Below are 18489 nucleotides of genomic sequence, written 5' to 3'. Positions count from 1 at the left end.
ATAGGCAGAAGATTTTTTCTGCCTATTTTTATTTCATAAATATCTGAAGGATTGATATTTTTAAATTTTTCAAAAATATTTTATATGTTGAGCTCTGTATGATTATTTTAGGATGCCTTTTTTAATCTTCGATTTATTATTTTAACTACATCTCTGATTTCCCTAACACCTAAATGATATAGACATAATCCATAAATTATAGCTGCAATTCCGACAACAATCATAAGTAAGAGTAATTTTATAATTATTGATGAACCATGAGAATGCATTAATGGTGTAAGGACTTTTTCTATAGGGAAATATATCAGACAGAAAATTCCCATTGCTGTTGATGACATTAGAGTTTTAACTAATGCTTTGACATAGGATTTTATTCCGAGATTTCCAATTTTTTCTCTAAGTAAAATAAATGATATTAATACTGCTACTGTTGTTGCAATACTAACAGATGCTGCAAGTCCCCTTGTACCGAATTTATGTGCCACAAGTAAATTAAGTCCGACATTTATTGAAACATTTATAAGCCCTATTATGAAGGGAGTTTTTGTATCGGCTATTGAATAATATACTCTGTTTAAAACATTGCTAAGTGATATTGAAATTAGCGCAAGAGTATAAAATCTAAGTGTTGCAGTAGTATCTATTGCATTTTGTAATGTAAATTTTCCGTGGAAGAAAGCAACATCTACAATAGGTCTTGCTAAAATAAGCATTCCTATTGTTGCGGGTACTGTTAAAAATAATACAGTTTTAACTGAGGCATTCATTACACGTTTACCGTGAATCATATCTTTATTTCCGAATGCTCTTGACATTGTCGGAAATATTATAGCTGTAATTGCAGTTATGAAAATTCCAAGAATCATCATATTCATTTTATTTGCATAGTTTAAAACTGATGCAGAGCCTTCTACCATACCCATTGCAAGTCTTCTGTTTACGATTACATTTACATCATTTACTGCTGTACTTATAAGTATAGGGACTGCAAGAAGAAGTGCTTCATTTACATATTTATCTTTTAGATTAAAGACAAATTTCGGTCTGTATCCCGCTTTAAATGAATCTGGCAATAGAAATATTACCTGTGCCAATATACCTACAACAGATGCGATTGTAAGTCCGACTATACCGGCGTGCGGGGAAATAAAACCGAGATATATAACGTAAACTAAGTTTAGCGGAATTGCAACAGCACCTGCTGCAGCAAACTTTCCTTCATATTGCAAAAAACCTGTAAAAACTCCGACTACTGCAGAGAATATAACTACCGGCATCCCTATTTTTATTAGTTTCACTACAAGTTCATAAGCTTCAAGTTTTGATTTAGGAGTAAATAAGATTGAAAGTGCCGGAGCAAAAACAATACCTAAAGCTATAACTATCAATGAAATTAATGAAATAATCATTAGCATATTGTTTGTAAATTTAAGCTTTTCTTCTTCACCAAGTTCTCTTTCGGCTTTTTGCAGACTTGGAATAAAAATAGTAGCAATGGCTGCTGTTATTAGCATAGAAATAGTAGCTGTTGCAGACTGACTTGCGGTAAAAGCATCCATTTCAAGAGTTGCACCGAATCTTGCAGCTGTTAAACTTTCTCTAACGAATCCTAAAATTTTTCCTAAAAGAGAAAATACAATTATCGCAAGAGTAGATCGGGCTAATTTTTTAGTAGTTTCCATTTTTACCTCCTAAGTTTCTTATGTGAGTATATTATTGATTTTATTTAAAGTCAACAACAAAAGAGTTACATTTGATAAATGTATTTATATAATGTAGAATAAAAGAGGTGATTTTATGAAGAATATACAATTAATTAAAAGAATTTCTCCTTATTTTAAAAAATATAAGTCAATTTTATTTATAGATTTATTATGTGCAGCTTTTACAACTGCATCTGAAATGATACTTCCATTAATTTTAAGGTATATATCAAGTGTTGGAATGAAAGATATCAAATTGCTCAATGTAGAGCTGATAATAAGACTTGCTTTGTTATTTTTAATTTTGAAGTCTATAGATTTGGTTGCAGCATATTATATGGCAAGTATAGGTCATATAATGGGAGCTAAAATTGAAACTGATATGAGAGCTGATGTATATGCCCATCTTCAAACTATGAGTGATTCATACTACAATGAAACTAAAATAGGTGTATTGATGAGCAGGATAACAAATGATTTATTTGATATAACGGAATTTGCACATCATTGCCCGGAAGAATATTTTATAGGCGGTATAAAAATTTTAGTATCATTTATAATTTTATTGTCTGTTAACTTGAAAATGACAATTTTTATTTACCTTATGATACCTATTATGGTGGTATTTGCATCTAAGTACAATCATAAGATGAGAGAAGCACAAAAGATGCAAAGAGTTCATATTGGAGATTTAAATTCATCGATAGAAGATTCGCTTCTTGGGATAAAAGTTGTTAAGAGTTTTGCAAATGAAGAAATAGAGGCAAAAAAATTCAATATTCAAAATGCAAAATTTTTAGGAATTAAAAAGAAATTTTATAAAGCTATGGCAGGATTTACAGTAATTACAAAGCTTTTTGACGGATTGATGTATTTGATTTTGATAGTATCTGGCGGTTATTTTATGATGAAAGGAGAAATCAAGCCGTCTGATCTTATAGCCTATGTAATGTATGTAACATCACTTCTTGCAACGGTTAGAAGAATTGTAGAATTTACAGAGCAATTCCAGAAAGGTATGACCGGAATTGAAAGATTTTATGAGATAATGGACACCAAGTCGGAGATAGAGGATTCTGAAAATGCAATTGAACTGAAAGATGTTAAGGGCAAAATTGAATTTAGAGATGTTACATTTAAATATGAGAAAGATACGGAAAATGTACTTGAAAATTTTAATTTAAATATTAACCCGGGAGATAATATTGCAATAGTAGGGCCGAGCGGTGCTGGAAAGACTACAATATGTAATCTGATTCCAAGATTTTATGATGTAAGTTATGGTGAAATTTTAGTAGACGGTGAAAATATAAAGAATGTAACATTGAAATCGCTTAGAAATAATATAGGTATAGTACAACAGGATGTATATTTGTTTTCCGGAACGGTTATGGATAATATAAGATATGGGAATCCGTCGGCAACAGATGATGAAGTTTTAAGAGCAAGTGAACTTGCGGGTGCAAGAGAATTTATAGAGCAGCTTCCTGAAAAATTTGACAGTTATGTCGGAGAACGAGGAGTAAAACTGTCAGGAGGACAAAAACAGAGAATATCCATAGCAAGAGTGTTTTTAAAAAATCCCCCGATTTTGATTTTAGATGAGGCTACATCTGCACTGGATAATAAGTCTGAGCAAATAGTTCAGGAGTCACTTGAAAAGCTTACAAAGGGAAGGACAACACTAACAATAGCACATAGACTTACAACTGTTCAAAATGCCGATGAAATTTTAGTCATGAGAGACAGAAAAATTATAGAAAGAGGAACTCATGATGAACTTATGAAGAATCAAGGGTATTATTTTGACTTATACACTAAGGGCGGACTTCTTGAACAATGAGTGTTTACAATAAAAAAAGGAGATGATTATCTCCTTTTTTTGTTAGAAATTTTCTCCTGTAAGCATTTCGATTATTTTAATTACTTTTGAAGGAGTTTCAATTGTGTATGTTCCCGGCTTGAATTTGTAGAAACAATTTAAGTCTTTACATTGCTCTTCAAAAGCTTTTGCTGATTGGATTGCTCCTATTTTTTCAAGTTTAGCTCCAACTGCATCTGCCGCTGCACCTTCACTTATTGTAATTTCGTAGTTTTTAATGGTTGAATTTGTAATTGTTAATATAGTATTTTTTATTTTATTGTCTTTAGGTATTTGATAGGTGCCACATATAAATTTATCGGTAAGTCCCATACTATCCACAAGTGCTTTGAAATCAGGTATGCTTGTCATTAGTTTTTTATTTAAAAGTTCATTTGCAATATCATCTATACTTGCACCTTCAGGTATCGTAATTGAAACCAAATCTTCTTCTTTATCTTTGATTATTTCAATCTGTGGAGTAGATTTTGGTTCATCTCCGTTTAGATATAGTTCAATATCGAGTTTTGTCTTTTCAATTTCATCAAGTAGAGTAAATTCAATTTCATCTCCTGCAATATTCTCCATATAAAGTGTATCAATTTTCCACCTTATAACTAATGCAAGTCCTATTATTATTGACAGTAATACTACTACTGAAATTATTTTAAGTAAAAAATCAGTTAAATTTGTAAAAAATTTCAAAATGACCCTCTTTTCTAAAATTAATTGCTATAATATATTATAGCAGATAATTTAGGTAAGGTGAAATAATATTGATAGAAATTTTTGTGAATGAAAATGATGAAGGTCAAAGAATAGACAGATTTTTAAAAAAGTATTTTGAAAAAGCAACTTTGTCCTTCATATATAAGAATTTAAGAAAGAAAAATATAAAACTAAATGACAAAAAAGCGGAGCCTGAAGATTTATTATCAAAAGGAGATTGTATTAAGTTATATCTTAGCGATGAAACTATTGAAAAATTTAAAAGAGAGCCTATTAATTTCAAAAATAACAAATTTCCAAAAATTATATTTGAAGATGAAAATATAATTTTAATGAATAAGCCTGCAGGAATTTTATCACATAATGATTCTAAAGATTTTAAAAAGAATATGGTTGATATGATGATAGATTATTTGATTGCAAGGCAGGAATATAATCCGAGAAATGAAAATTCTTTTAGACCGGCAATTTGTAATAGACTTGACAGAAATACCTCCGGAATTTTAATCGGAGCAAAAAAATCCGGCGTACTTAGAAGCTTAAATTATGAAATTAAAAAAAATAATATAGATAAATTTTATCTTGCACTTGTAAGTGGAGAAGCAAAAGAGCAATTTAGTGACAGGTCATATCTTTCAAAGGATGGGGATAGAAATAAAGTAACAGTACTTAAGAAAAATAGTATCGGAGCAAAAGAATCTATTACAGAATTCAAGAGAATTGCTATGCAAAATGATTACAGCTTATTAAAAGTCAATTTGATTACAGGGCGAACTCATCAAATCAGAACAGTACTCAGCAGTAAAAAGCTTCCGATTGTAGGAGATGTAAAATATGGAGATAGCAGTGTAAATAGATTATTTAAGAACAAGTATAAGTATGAGAGTCAGTTTTTGCACAATTATTCTATTCATTTTAATAAAATTGAGGGAGAGCTTTCTTATTTAAGCGGGAAAACTTTTTATTTAGTACTTCCGAAGCTTGAATCAGATATATTGGAGGATATTTTTGGAGATAGAAATATATGGAAAAGCTGAAGGTAATTTATAAGGCGAATTTATATGCTGAAAATATAGAAATAAAAGAAAAAATTTTGGAATATATTAGAAATGGTAAACAAGTATTTTATATATTGCCTACAAAGGCATCAATACATCAATATAAAAAAATGTATATAGAAGAACTTGGAGGAATTTCAAATTTAAAATTTCATACATTTGATTCACTCCGAAGAGAAAATAATAATAAGAAAATAATTGACGATCCATTTAGAAGTTATATACTTAAAGACATTATCCAAAAAGGAAATTATAAATTATTTAAAAATTATAGGGGGATAATAAATTCAGTTTCAAAATTCATATTAAGAGCAAGGGAAAATCTTGTAAGTAGTGATATGATAACTGCAAATAATTCTCTATTTTCTGAGCTTAAAGATATTTATGTAAAATACGAGCAGTTTTTAAGTGAAAAAAATCTTACGGATTTAATAGAACATGTAGATATAAATGATAAGAATATTGATTTAATAGTCATAGATGGATTTTACTCTTTTAAGGAAATAGAGTTAGGGCTTATAAAAGATTTTTCAGATAGAATAAATGTAATAGTGAACGTGCCGTTTTTTTTAAGAGATTTAAATTTTGCGGAAAAGATGGTAAATTCACTTGAGCGGATTGGCTTTGAAACTAAATTATTTCTTGAGGATAAAAGTATTCAAGGTTATATAAATGATTTAGTCAGAAATAACAGAGTTTTTTTAATTGAAGAAGAAAATAGATTAAGTGAATTTAAAACTGTATTTAAATTTTTAAAGAGTTGTTTAATTGAAAATGAGAAGTGTGATTTAGTTTCTTTAAGTAAAGACATGAAAAATTTAAAACAGGTAGAGATGTTTGAAAATTTAACTTTGAATGAAGAAACGATTTATTCAAAATATCCAATAATTGAAGAGTTTTTGTCTCTGATAGAATATTTAAGAGTTCAAAGCAGAAAAAATATATTAAGTAGGATAAAACTTAAATATTTTGAAATAACAGATTCGGATGAAATGGAATATGAGATTTCAAAGATGAGTTTTAGAAATTTAGATGAGCTTGTAGAAAATACAAGGACAAGTGTTGAACTTGATGAAAAAAATTTAATTGAGTTTTATGAACTTTTAAAAAAGTTAAAAGTTAATTTTGAAGGTAGAGAAAGTTTTAAGTACTATAGTGAAAAATTGGAAGAGTATCTTGAAACTGCAGAATTAGTTTCCGAAAGAGTATACGCATCTACAAGAGATGAGATTATTCTGAAAAGAGATAGACAAAATATAAGGTCTATAAAACTGCTACTTGATAAGTTGAAAAATTACGATGTATATTTTAAAAAAGTTAGTTTTGGATTATATATAGACTTTTTAAACAGCTATTTAGAGATGATTGCATTTGACAATACAAATGAATATGCACCATCGGTTATGAGTATGGATAAAAGTCTATACTTAAGATTTAACAATGTTTTTATAACTGATTTCAATCTTGAGTTTCCATCGTATCCAAGTAGAGATTTTATCTTTAATAAGACAAATAATAATGAACTTATAAATATGGGATTTGTAATTGAATCGGATAGACAGATATATGATAGAGAACTTCTGAAGTTGTTAAAGCTTATTTCTCTTTCAAAAACGGCTTATTTATGTTATGCGAGGGAAGATGACAGTTCTGTTTATAAAGATTTGTTTAAGAAAATAAAAATTGCTTCAAGTGTAGAGATATCTACCGTTGAGCAACTTTCACTTGAAATTATAGATGAGATTGAAGAGAATAAGGTTGATGAGAATAAGATAAAATTATTTAATTCATTTTCAAATTATAATCTGTTGAATGAAAAAATCGAGCTTGAAAACAAGAGGCTTCTTGGGAATAAGGAGATAATTTTAAGCGGAGATGCATTAGTAAGTCTTAGAAATTTAATAGATAGGCGCGGTTTTAAAGTTACAGATTTTGATTTGTATGTAAAATCTCCATATACATTTTTATTTGAGAGAATATTAAAAATTGAAGAAATGTTGAGAAGACAAAAAGATACTTATCACATTGATATTGGAAATATATACCATCATATATTGGAGAGATATTTTAAAAAATATCCTAATGAATTAAACGAAACAATGCTAAAAGCGATTATCAAAAGCGAACTTATAGATGAGTTGCCGGTATCCGGAAAATATACGGCTCTTGATAGTGCAAAGGTAGACGGGATATTTTCTATACTAAAAAATTTTATAGAATTGGATTTATCTCTAAGAGATGATTTTATACCGGTAGGATTTGAAGTTCCAATAAATATTAAGCTTGATAAATACCAAATCAATGGCAGAATAGACAGAGTAGATAGAAAAGGAGACTATAAAATATTAATAGACTATAAAAAAAGTAATTTTGGTGTTCCCACTCAAAAAGATATGGCTAATAAAGAGGCTTTTCAATTTCCTATTTACATTATGGCGGAAGATAAGTGTTCTATTGTAGAAGCTAAGTATGGAGTTATAAAATCGGCAGAATATAAGAGTGCATTAAGGGATGAGAAGTATTTTGGACGTAAAATGATGAAAATAGAAAACTTTGAATTTTTTATTGATGAACTTAAACAGGAAGTAATAAGACTTTGCAACGAAATATATAATGGTAATTTTACGACAGAATCTGTTGATAATGAAATGTATATAGATATTTTCAGGCAGGTGAAATAGTGGATAGATTAAATAGAATACAAAATATAGCTGTAAATACAATTGATAAAAACATATGTCTCAGTGCCGGAGCGGGAACGGGTAAGACTAAAGTTTTGACTGAAAGATTTTTAAATATACTAAAAAATGGAAATCTTACAAAAGGATACGAACTTGAAGAAATATTAGCTATAACTTATACAAATAAGGCCGCTTTTGAAATGAAGAGTAAAATAAAGGGTGCTCTTTCTAAGTCGAAAGATAATAAGTTAAAAGATATTTATAAATTTTTTTCAAATGCACAAATTTTTACAATACATGCATTTTGTGGCGAATTAATCAGAAAATATCCATTAGCTGTTGAGGTTGACCCGGAATTTGAAATTTGCGAACCGCTTGAGGCGGAAGATATTTTACGAGATGCAACAAATACGGTATTAAAAAAATATGAAAATGATATGAGATTGTATGAACTTTTGATGGAGCTTTCAGAAATTGATATAAGGAAATTTAGCGATGCAATAATTTCACTGTATGATGATTTAAAAAACAAGTCTTACAGCATAGATGAAATTTCATTTAAAAATTCAGAATTTTTAAATGAAATTTCAAAGATAAAAACAGATTTTTCCACATTGATTTATTGGATTCATGAGCTTGGGAATCATAAAAAACTCGCTTCAAATTCAAAATTCAGAAAATTATATGCGGGAGATGACATCAAAAAATTTTTTGAAAGTCCAAATTTTGATTTTTTTGAGAAAATAAGAAGTTGTGTACAAGACTCTAAAAATAAAGAGATCTATGAGATTATGGGAAAAATACGCTTGGAAATGTTAAGATTGGAATTAGTTAATGAACCTAAAAATCAGAAGTACTATGAGCTCATCACGGATATTTTAAAAGATATTGAAATTGAATATACTTTCAAAAAAAGAGAAAAAAATTATTTAGATTATGAAGATTTACAAAAATATGCTCTGAAAATTTTAAATTCTGAAATAGATATTGAGTATAAGTACATTATGGTTGATGAGTTTCAGGATACGAATAAAATTCAAACAGAAATTCTTAAAAAACTTACAAACAATTTATCTGATAATGTAAATTTATTTGTAGTAGGAGATGCAAAGCAGAGTATTTATGGGTTTAGAGGCGGAGATTTATCACAGTATAAAAAATTTGTAAAAGAAATGGAAAGTAAAGACTGCATTTCACTTGATATGAATGAAAACTACAGAAGCAGCAGTAGCCTTATAGAGAGTTTTAATGAGTTATTCCCAAAAATTTTAGGTGAAGAATACACAAACCTTAATGCAAATTTAAAAGGAGACGAAAAAATAAAAATTTTGGAATTTTGTGATGATTCAAAGGAATCCGTAGTTGCTGCAAATTATATTGACAGTTTGATAAAAGCGGGAATAGATAAAAAAGACATAGCAATTTTATTTAGAACTGCAAAAAATATGGAATCTTTTGAAAGTGAACTTATAAGCAGAAATATAAGCGTAAATAATACTGCAAAGAAATTTTCGGAATTTAGAGAAATTAGAGATATTATTGTTTTACTTAAGGCATTATCAAATAATAGAGATATTTTAAATATACTTGCGTATTTTAAAAGTCCGCTTGTTGGACTTAGTGAAAACTCAATTTTTAAACTTGCACTTAGAAGCAAAGATACTGATATTTTAAATTTTGAACTTGAAAAAGAGCTTGACGATAGAGATAAAGAATTATTTAATAACGGGATTTCAAAATATTTTACTCTTAGAGAATATAAAAATGTTTTAACTCTTAGTGAGTTTATAGCAATGGTGGTAAAAGAACTTAGATGCTATGAAATTTTTAGAATGTGTTTTGGAAAAAATTCGATTCTAAACATTGATAAGTTGATTTTATTATCAAATGAATTTGAAAAGAAGTCATTAAACCTTGAGGAGTTTATAAATTATGTGCAGAATGTTGTGCTTGATGGAGAAAAAACAGAAGATGCTGTTACTCTGATGACAATTCACAAATCAAAGGGTCTTGAATTTGACCATATAATATTATCTGATTTTAAAAAAAATCTATTAAAAAAACCGACTGAAAATATAATTAAAATTGGGGAAAATGGACTTGGAATAAAAATTAAAAACAGAGAATCGAAGTACTATTTTATAATAGAAGCAGAAAAACTGAATGAACTTGAAGAAGAAAGAAGAATTTTTTATGTTGCTGCAACAAGGGCAAAAAAAACTCTGACTTTTTTAAGTTGTAAGTATAAGGAAAAAGAAGATATAGAAAAAGGAAATGAAAACAATGTAAAAAACAGCTATCATGAATTATTAAAAAATACACAGTTTAATAATTTAAAAATTATTTCTCCATCATATGAAGAAGTTTTGAGAAATAGTAAGCCCAATATCTTTGAAAAGCTGAATATGATAGGTGATTTTGAAAATAATACGTTAATAAGAGATGAATATTTTGACAGGAATAAACAGTTCAGATATTATTCAGCTTCAGGGTATATGGCATTTAAAAAAGATCCTGTTAGTTTTTATCGGACATATATTCTTGGAGATGAGATTGAATATAAACCTGAGGGAAGTGAATATGAAGGAATAGACCCGATAAAAAGAGGGATTATAGTTCATAAATATGCACAATTTTGTCCGAGTGACATAGATGAATTTTTAAAGAGAGAGCTTGAACAAAATGATATAGCTGTGACAAATTATGTATTGGATTTATTAAAAGATAGGATTAAAAATGTAGATAAATCTCAAAGAGGAACTATTTTGCACAGAGAGTATGAATTTTACTATCCTGTAAAAAATGGGATAATAAACGGATTTATAGATCAAATTCGTGAAGTTAATGGAGACATTGAAATAATTGATTTTAAAACAGGACACCTTACAAAAGAATCAATAGAATATTATAAGTTGCAGCTTCAAATTTATACAAGGGCATATGAAAGCATAAGCGGTAAACATGTTAAGTCTGCAATTTTAATATCACTTGCCGATAATACCGAGCATGAAATTGATATAAGTAAAACATCAGTAGATAATACAATTGCGGATTTTGAAAAGTTTATAGACTTTGTAGAAACTCACGATAAAATCGAAAATTATTATTAAAATTGGGTAATAAATATCTGAGGTGATTGTGTGAAAGAAAAATATACTGTTACGGGAATGACTTGCTCAGCTTGTCAAAATGCAGTTGAAAGAAGTGTTAAATCACTTGATGTTGAAAGTGTGAGTGTAAATTTACTTTCAAACACTATGAATGTAGAATATGATGAGTCGAAAGTTTCATCTGATGATATTTTAAAGGCGGTTAAGGATGCCGGGTATGGAGTTATTGTAAAGGGAGAAAAAAGTAATAAATATAAAAACTCTAAAGCATCTGATCCGTATGCAGATGAGATGAAAACAATGAAAGGTCGTCTGTATACATCTCTTATATTTATGATTCCACTATTTTATATTGCAATGGGTGCCATGATTGGATTACCGCAACCTGATATTTTAAAGGGTTATGAAAATCTATTGATACTCGCAATTTCTCAAATGTTGTTATCCATACCTGTTATAGCTATAAATTTTCATTTTTTTAAGAATGGGTATAAGGCATTATTCAGAAGAGCACCTAATATGGATTCACTAATAGCAATAGGTTCTTCGGCATCATTTGTTTACGGAGTGTATGCTATATTTAAAATATCATATGGAATGGGGCATGAAGATATTCAGCTTGTTCATAAATTTGCCCATGATTTGTATTTTGAATCGGCAGCTATGATACTTGTGTTGATTACACTTGGTAAATATTTTGAGGCGAAGGCAAAGAAAAAAACTTCATCTGCAATAAACGGACTTATGAATTTAACTCCGAAGGTTGCGACAATTGAGAAAAATAATGTTCAAATTGAAATTCCGGTCGATGAAATAGAGATAGGAGATATTGTAATTATAAAAGCGGGAAGTAATATACCGGTGGACGGCATAATTATAAGTGGAAGTTCCACTGTAGATGAATCTGCGCTTACGGGGGAAAGTATACCGGTTGAAAAAACTGTTGGAGACAAGATAATGGCGGCCACTACAAATAAAACCGGATTTATAAAATTTAGAGCAACAGTAAATTCCGAGAATACGACAATAGCAAAGATAATAGAACTTGTAGAAGATGCAAATACAACTAAAGCTCCTATAGCAAAGCTTGCAGATAAAATTTCCGGTAAATTTGTTCCGATTGTAATAGCAATTTCGATTATTACTTTTATAACTTGGTTTTTTGTGAAAGGAGATTTTGAATTTGCACTTTCAATGGGCATATCTGTTCTTGTAATAAGTTGCCCGTGTGCACTGGGACTTGCTACACCTGTTGCTATAATGGTTGGAACAGGCATAGGAGCAAAGCTTGGGATTTTGTTTAAATCAGCAGAAAGTCTTGAAAATTTACACAATATGAACGTTGCATTATTAGATAAAACAGGAACTATAACTACCGGAGAATTTGAAATTAAGGAAATAGTTTCAAATAGATTTTCCGAGGAGGAGTTTTTAAGACTTGCCGCATCCATTGAAAAAAATTCAGAACATTCTTTGGCAAAGTCGATAGTTAAATACGCATTAAGTAGAGATCTTGAGCTTACAGAACCGAGTAATATTACAACTCTTGCCGGTATGGGAATAGTTGCGGAGATTGATGGAAAAAATTATTTGACGGGAAATGAGAAGCTTATGGAGGAGGAAGATATTGAGCTTGATGAATATAAGACTTACACGTCAAAGTTTACGGAAGAAGCTCAAACTTCGATTTATTTTGCGGATGAAGATGGAATTATAGGGGTGATATCTCTTTCCGATACTATAAAGTCAAGTTCAAGTGAAGCTATTGAAAAATTAAAGAAACTTGGATTTGAGGTTTGTATTGTGAGCGGAGATAATAAAAAAGCAGCTAATGTGATAGGAAACAGGCTAAGAGTTGACAGAGTTTACTCTGAAGTATTGCCACATGATAAAGAACAAATAGTTAGAGAATATATAGAGAATGGAAAAAAAGTATTATTTGTTGGAGACGGAATTAATGATGCACCGTCTTTAGCAAGAGCGGATATCGGAGTTGCGATAGGAGCAGGAACAGATATTGCAATAGAATCTGCCGATGTAGTGCTAATTAAAAATGAGCTTTTAGATCTAGTAGGTGCAATAGAATTGTCAAAAGCCACTATAAAAAATATAAAACAAAATTTATTTTGGGCATTTTTTTATAATACTATAGGTATTCCGATAGCGGCAGGATTGTTATTTAACAGCTTTGGATTAAAGCTAAATCCTATGATAGGAGCTTTTGCAATGGGTTGTTCATCACTGTTTGTTGTTACAAATGCACTTAGATTAAATAAATTTAGGGTTGATTAAATATCACTTCTACGTGGTATAATATTATATAAATAATTTATGTCAGGAGGCAAAAATGGATTGTAAAAATATTTATAAAGATAAACTTATAAGTGCAGCTAAAGCAGCTTCATTTGTGAAAAGTGGAGATTACGTTGATTATGCTTGGGGAGCTCAAACTCCTGTGGCTATTGATAGAGAACTTGCAAAAAGAGCAGGAGAACTTAAAGATGTTGTAGTTAGAGGAGGAGTTTTACTTTGGACTCCGGAAATTTTCAAAGCAGATCCCAATGGAGATTCTTTTATATGGTATTCATGGCATTCAGGAGGAGCGGACAGAGTTAGAATAAATACAACAGATGCCGGATTTTATGCACCTATAAGATATTCTGAAGTTCCAAGATACTATAGAGAAAATTGTAAAGTAGACGTTGCGTATATTACAGTTACTCCAATGGATGAGCATGGATATTTTAACATGGGACTTAATGCATCGCATATGATGGCTATATGTGAAACTGCTAAGATTGTAATTGTAGAAGTAAATGAAAAGCTTCCGGTTGCACTTGGAGGCTTTGAAAATACAATTCACGTTTCTGAGGTTGATTATATTGTTGAGGGAGATAATCCTGAAATGGCAGAGCTTCCTGCAGGAGCATTCGGTGATGTTGATAGAAAGGTTGCGGAAATAATAGTAAATGAAATTCCAAATGGCGCTTGTATCCAACTTGGAATTGGCGGAATGCCGAATGCTGTAGGTTCACTCATAGCAGAATCTGATTTAAAAGATTTAGGTGTTCATACAGAAATGTTTGTAGATGCATTTGTAGATTTATATAACAAGGGAAAAATTACAGGTGCAAAGAAAAATATAGATAGATTTAGACAGACATATGCTTTTGCGGCAGGAACTAAAAAGCTTTATGATTTTATAGATAACAATCCTCAATGTATGGCAGCTCCGGTTGACTATACAAATGATGCAAGAGTTATTTCAAAAATAGATAACTTTGTATCTATAAATAATGCGGTAAATGTAGATTTAGTTGGACAGGTATCATCAGAAAGTTCGGGAAAGAAGCATATTTCAGGAGCGGGCGGACAACTTGACTTTGTTCTTGGAGCATATTTATCAAATGGAGGAAAGAGTTTTATTTGCCTTTCATCTAAATTCTATAATAAGAAAACAGGTAAGGAAGAATCCAGAATAGTTCCGAATTTTGAAACTGGAAGTGCAATAACAGTTGCAAGACCTAATACACATTATATTGTAACAGAATACGGGTTATTTAATTGCAAAGGTAAATCAAATTGGGAAAGAGCGGAGGGAATAATTAATTTAGCAGCTCCGGAATTCAGAGATGATTTAATTAAAGAAGCAGAGAAGTTTGGTATTTGGAGAAATTCAAACAGAAGATAAAAAATACGTCCTTAGTTTTAAAACTAAGGACGTTTTTATTATTTCTTTTTTTGTTCGTAAGTAAACCCTCTGCCTTCTACTTCCGTTATGTGTGAAATATACATAAACGCATTAGAGTCTGCTCTTTTAACGAATTCTCTTAACAAAATATAATCTTTTCTATCTACTATTGTGGTTAAAATTTTCTTAGTCTTGTGAGAATAACCGCCTTCTGCAACATAAATTGTACTGCCTCTAAAAAGATCGACTAAGATAAACTGATTTATATCTTCTAATTTTTCAGATATTATTGTTATGTTGTATTTTGAGTCAAATCCTGCGAGCATTTTATCAATTATAAGTGAATTCATAATTACACCCATAAGAGCATACATACCAAGCTTTGGACCATAAATTAAACAGGCTCCCAAGGTTATAATACCGTCGCTTATTACAAGGCCGTTTCCGAATGAAAAACGTGTATATTTTTCTACAATTTTTGCGACTATATCAGTTCCGCCGGTAGATGCGCCTTTATTTAATACAAGACCTACACCGATACCCTGAATGAAAATACCGAATACTAAATTTAAAAATACATCATCTGTAAATGGAACTTTCATTGGAGTAAATACTTCAAAAATTCTTAAGAATGCAGAAAGTGCAACTGAGGCATAGATAGTATATGCACCGAATTCCTTGCCTATTGTAAAAAAACCGAGAACAATTAAAAAGATATTTATGAATAATAACGTTCCGCTGACGGATAAAAATTTAAAGACCGATGCAAGGAGAATTGCAAGCCCTGCAGCTCCTCCAACGGCTAAATTTGAAGGAACCAAGAAAAAGTGAAGTGCAATTGACAAAATTAGAACTCCAATATTAACAATTATGAATTTTTTTATATTATATAAGCTGAACATATTTTTAAAATTAACAGACTCCATATTATCACCCTATTATATTATATTTGCTTAATGCAAATTGAACAAGAAAAAATATTAATAAAAAACAAAAAAATACTTGCATTTTTTGACAGGTGTGACTATAATAGACAAAAGCGTTGAAGAGAAGAGTAGAATTCAAAACGATTTTTTAGAGAGCATTAGGTTGGTGTAATTAATGTAAATTGTTGGATTTGAAAGAAAGGCTCTGAGTTTTTTGAAGGATAGTTTGATTTCAAAACGTGAGTGACCTACGTTACAGGGCAGAGGTATGATAGTACCTTGCGAGGCATATATTGTGAAGTATATGTGAATATGGGTGGTAACACGGATTTTACTTTCGTCCCAAGGATGGTTCCTTTGGTGCGAAAGTTTTTTTATTTTGTAAATTAATTAGGGAGGAAAGAAAATGAAAAATTTAAAGGGAATGACGGTATTATTAATTGTTATGGTATTTTTAACTGCATGTGGAGGAAATGCAACAAGTAAGACAGATGTGCAAGAAAAAGAAAATATCTTAAGAGTTGGTATGGAATGTGGATATCCGCCATATAATTGGACTCAACAAGATGATTCAAACGGTGCAGTTGAAATTGAAGGTTCATCTGAATTTGCAGGAGGATATGATGTTGAACTTGCAAAAAAAGTTGCAGATGCCCTTGGTAAAAAACTTGTTGTAGTAAAAACTGAATGGGATGGACTTCCGCCGGCAGTCCAATCGGACAAAATAGATATGATTATGGCAGGTATGAGTCCTACAGCACAAAGAGCGGAAGTAATAGATTTTACAGAACCTTACTGGGTAAGCGACTATGTAATGATTGTCAGAAATGATTCTAAATATGTAAATGCAACTTCAATTTCAGACTTTAAAGATGCGAAGGTAACAGCACAGCTTAATACCGTTCACTATGAAATAATTGATCAAATAGATGGTGTCTTAAAACAGGAACCTATGGAAAATTTCACACAGCTTAGGGTTGCACTTCAAAGTGGAGTGATTGACGCTTATATCGGAGAAGTACCTGAAGGTAAATCTGTTGAAGCAGTTATGCCGGATTTTAAAATGGTAAAGTTTGAAGATGGAAATGGCTTTGTAGTTAAGGATAATGAAAATAGAATAGCTGCAGGGTTAAAAAAAGGTAATGACGAATTAAAGACAAAGGCAAATGAAGTTTTTAGTGCAATAACAGAAGAAGAAAGACAACAAATAATGGATATGGCTATTAAAAATCAACCTGCAATGAATTGAGGGATATTATGGAAAAATCTATATTGATATTTAACAAGTATAAAATGATGTTTTTAATTGGAACGGTAAATACATTAAAAATTTCAATTTTATCTACAATAATTGGATTATTAATAGGACTTATAGTTGGAGGAATAAGGACAATTCCAAAGCAAAAGGGACTAAAGGGAGTAATGCAAAAATTTGTAAATTTAATATTATCTATATATATTCAAGTTTTTAGGGGAACACCGATGATAGTACAAGCTATGCTTTTATATTATGGATTGGCACAATTTTATTCGATTCAAATAGATAAGATGCTTGCAGCATACATTGTAGTTTCTGTAAATACCGGAGCATATATGTCTGAAGTGGTAAGAGGAGGAATAATTTCAATTGACAAGGGACAATTTGAAGCTGCACAGGCAGGCGGAATGAGTCATTTGCAGCTCATGTTATATGTAATAGCGCCACAGACTATGAGAAATATACTTCCTGCAACAGGAAACGAATTTGTAATTAATATAAAAGATACTTCGGTATTAAATGTAATATCTGTAGGAGAATTGTTTTTTGCGGCAAAGACTGTTGCAGGACTTTCATTCGATACTTTTAGCACTTATTTTATAATTTTAGTAATATATTTAGTGCTTACAAGCGTTATAACTCAAATTTTAAAATTTATAGAGATGAGATTGGAAGGACCAAAATCTTACGAACTTAAAATGGGAAATCAAATACAGGTGTGAGGTATGATATGGCAGCAATACTTAAAATAGAAAATTTAGAGAAGAATTTCGGAAATAACAAAATTTTAAAAAATATAAGTTTTACAGTTGATAAAGGAGATGTAATTTCAATAATAGGTTCTTCGGGTAGCGGTAAATCTACATTGTTAAGATGTATAAATCAGCTTGAAGAAGTAAACGGAGGTACAATTTTATTTAAAGATAAAAATATTTTAAATGGAGAAATTTCACTTCGTGATTTGAGAACTAAAATCGGGATGGTATTTCAGTCATTTAACTTATATAATAATTTAAATGTATTGGATAATTGTACTATAGGACCGAGAAAAGTTTTAAAAATTTCAAGAAGTGATGCTGAAAAGACAGCTATTTTAAATTTGACTAAGGTAGGTATGCAACAATATGTAAATGCAAAACCGTCTCAGCTTTCAGGAGGACAGAAACAAAGAGTTGCAATAGCGAGAGCACTTTGTATGAATCCTGATATACTTCTCTTTGATGAGCCTACTTCGGCGCTTGATCCGGAAATGGTAGATGAAGTTTTAAATATTATGAAAGACCTCGCAAAAAGCGGTCTTACTATGATAATAGTAACTCATGAAATGAAATTTGCCCGTGAGGTTTCATCTAAAGTAATATTTGTAGATAAAGGTATAATTTTAGAAAGTGGAAGTGCCGAAGAAATATTTGAAAACCCGAAAGAAGCGCGGACAAGAGAATTTTTGAAAAAATAACGTAAAAAATCCTACA

At 30.4% G+C, this 18489-nt stretch carries 12 protein-coding genes and 1 other annotated feature; of the genes, 9 read left to right on the top strand and 3 right to left on the bottom strand.

What is annotated here, in order from left to right; translation table 11 throughout:
- Window positions 1-107: 107 nt before the first annotated feature.
- Window positions 108-1682, bottom strand: coding sequence for a murein biosynthesis integral membrane protein MurJ (gene murJ / locus HMPREF0629_RS00630; RefSeq protein WP_009221438.1), 1575 nt, complete (start codon window positions 1680-1682; stop codon window positions 108-110).
- A gap of 115 nt (window positions 1683-1797) precedes the next feature.
- Here murJ and HMPREF0629_RS00625 point away from each other — a divergent pair, with 115 nt between their 5' ends.
- Window positions 1798-3546 carry an ABC transporter ATP-binding protein gene (locus HMPREF0629_RS00625; protein WP_009221437.1) on the top strand — a complete coding sequence of 583 codons (1749 nt, stop codon included), beginning with the start codon at window positions 1798-1800 and terminating at the stop codon, window positions 3544-3546.
- A gap of 42 nt (window positions 3547-3588) precedes the next feature.
- Here HMPREF0629_RS00625 and HMPREF0629_RS00620 read toward each other — a convergent pair whose 3' ends face one another.
- The gene (locus HMPREF0629_RS00620) at window positions 3589-4269 is read right to left on the bottom strand and encodes an endolytic transglycosylase MltG (RefSeq protein ID WP_009221436.1); all 681 of its coding nucleotides are present in this window, start codon (window positions 4267-4269) and stop codon (window positions 3589-3591) included.
- 71 nt (window positions 4270-4340) lie between these two features.
- On the opposite strand from HMPREF0629_RS00620, the gene HMPREF0629_RS00615 reads away from it, so the two are divergent.
- Genes HMPREF0629_RS00615 through HMPREF0629_RS00595 form a run of 5 tightly spaced genes read left to right on the top strand, consistent with a single transcriptional unit; the run spans window position 4341 to window position 14833 of the window.
- The gene (locus tag HMPREF0629_RS00615; protein WP_009221435.1) at window positions 4341-5330 is read left to right on the top strand and encodes an RluA family pseudouridine synthase; all 990 of its coding nucleotides are present in this window, start codon (window positions 4341-4343) and stop codon (window positions 5328-5330) included.
- Window positions 5318-8032, top strand: coding sequence for a PD-(D/E)XK nuclease family protein (locus tag HMPREF0629_RS00610; protein WP_009221434.1), 2715 nt, complete (start codon window positions 5318-5320; stop codon window positions 8030-8032). Before HMPREF0629_RS00615 ends, HMPREF0629_RS00610 begins: the two co-directional genes overlap by 13 nt.
- Window positions 8032-11142, top strand: coding sequence for an exodeoxyribonuclease V subunit beta (locus tag HMPREF0629_RS00605; RefSeq protein ID WP_009221433.1), 3111 nt, complete (start codon window positions 8032-8034; stop codon window positions 11140-11142). The genes HMPREF0629_RS00610 and HMPREF0629_RS00605 overlap by 1 nt, the downstream gene beginning before the upstream one ends.
- Before the next feature lie 30 nt (window positions 11143-11172).
- Window positions 11173-13434, top strand: a complete 2262-nt coding sequence (locus tag HMPREF0629_RS00600) for a cation-translocating P-type ATPase (protein ID WP_009221432.1) — start codon at window positions 11173-11175, stop codon at window positions 13432-13434.
- A gap of 55 nt (window positions 13435-13489) precedes the next feature.
- Entirely contained in the window at window positions 13490-14833 is a 1344-nt protein-coding gene (locus tag HMPREF0629_RS00595) for a butyryl-CoA:acetate CoA-transferase (protein ID WP_009221431.1), read from the top strand.
- Between the two features lie 38 nt (window positions 14834-14871).
- Here HMPREF0629_RS00595 and HMPREF0629_RS00590 read toward each other — a convergent pair whose 3' ends face one another.
- Window positions 14872-15759 carry a YitT family protein gene (locus HMPREF0629_RS00590; protein ID WP_039856356.1) on the bottom strand — a complete coding sequence of 296 codons (888 nt, stop codon included), beginning with the start codon at window positions 15757-15759 and terminating at the stop codon, window positions 14872-14874.
- A gap of 107 nt (window positions 15760-15866) precedes the next feature.
- Window positions 15867-16107 (top strand) — a binding site (T-box leader).
- Between the two features lie 58 nt (window positions 16108-16165).
- On the opposite strand from HMPREF0629_RS00590, the gene HMPREF0629_RS00585 reads away from it, so the two are divergent.
- The 3 genes from HMPREF0629_RS00585 to HMPREF0629_RS00575 are packed head-to-tail and all read left to right on the top strand — an operon-like array spanning window position 16166 to window position 18473.
- Entirely contained in the window at window positions 16166-17008 is an 843-nt protein-coding gene (locus HMPREF0629_RS00585; RefSeq protein ID WP_039856354.1) for a transporter substrate-binding domain-containing protein, read from the top strand.
- Window positions 17009-17016: 8 nt separating this feature from the next.
- Window positions 17017-17739, top strand: a complete 723-nt coding sequence (locus HMPREF0629_RS00580; protein WP_039856353.1) for an amino acid ABC transporter permease — start codon at window positions 17017-17019, stop codon at window positions 17737-17739.
- Between the two features lie 8 nt (window positions 17740-17747).
- On the top strand, window positions 17748-18473 hold the full coding sequence (locus HMPREF0629_RS00575; protein ID WP_009221429.1) for an amino acid ABC transporter ATP-binding protein: 726 nt from the start codon (window positions 17748-17750) through the stop codon (window positions 18471-18473).
- Window positions 18474-18489 lie beyond the last annotated feature (16 nt).

Source organism: Peptoniphilus sp. oral taxon 386 str. F0131, assembly GCF_000090945.1.
Taxonomy (GTDB): domain Bacteria; phylum Bacillota; class Clostridia; order Tissierellales; family Peptoniphilaceae; genus Anaerosphaera; species Anaerosphaera mikwangii.
This window is presented reverse-complemented; position numbering and strand designations above follow the sequence as displayed.

Excerpts from the sequence above, each read along its gene's own strand:
- murJ (WP_009221438.1), bottom strand. The coding sequence starts at position 1,682 with ATGGAAACTACTAAAAAATTAGCCCGATCTACTCTTGCGATAATTGTA.
- HMPREF0629_RS00625 (WP_009221437.1), top strand. The coding sequence starts at position 1,798 with ATGAAGAATATACAATTAATTAAAAGAATTTCTCCTTATTTTAAAAAA.
- HMPREF0629_RS00610 (WP_009221434.1), top strand. The coding sequence starts at position 5,318 with ATGGAAAAGCTGAAGGTAATTTATAAGGCGAATTTATATGCTGAAAAT.
- HMPREF0629_RS00595 (WP_009221431.1), top strand. The coding sequence starts at position 13,490 with ATGGATTGTAAAAATATTTATAAAGATAAACTTATAAGTGCAGCTAAA.
- HMPREF0629_RS00590 (WP_039856356.1), bottom strand. The coding sequence starts at position 15,759 with ATGGAGTCTGTTAATTTTAAAAATATGTTCAGCTTATATAATATAAAA.
- HMPREF0629_RS00585 (WP_039856354.1), top strand. The coding sequence starts at position 16,166 with ATGAAAAATTTAAAGGGAATGACGGTATTATTAATTGTTATGGTATTT.
- HMPREF0629_RS00580 (WP_039856353.1), top strand. The coding sequence starts at position 17,017 with ATGGAAAAATCTATATTGATATTTAACAAGTATAAAATGATGTTTTTA.
- HMPREF0629_RS00575 (WP_009221429.1), top strand. The coding sequence starts at position 17,748 with ATGGCAGCAATACTTAAAATAGAAAATTTAGAGAAGAATTTCGGAAAT.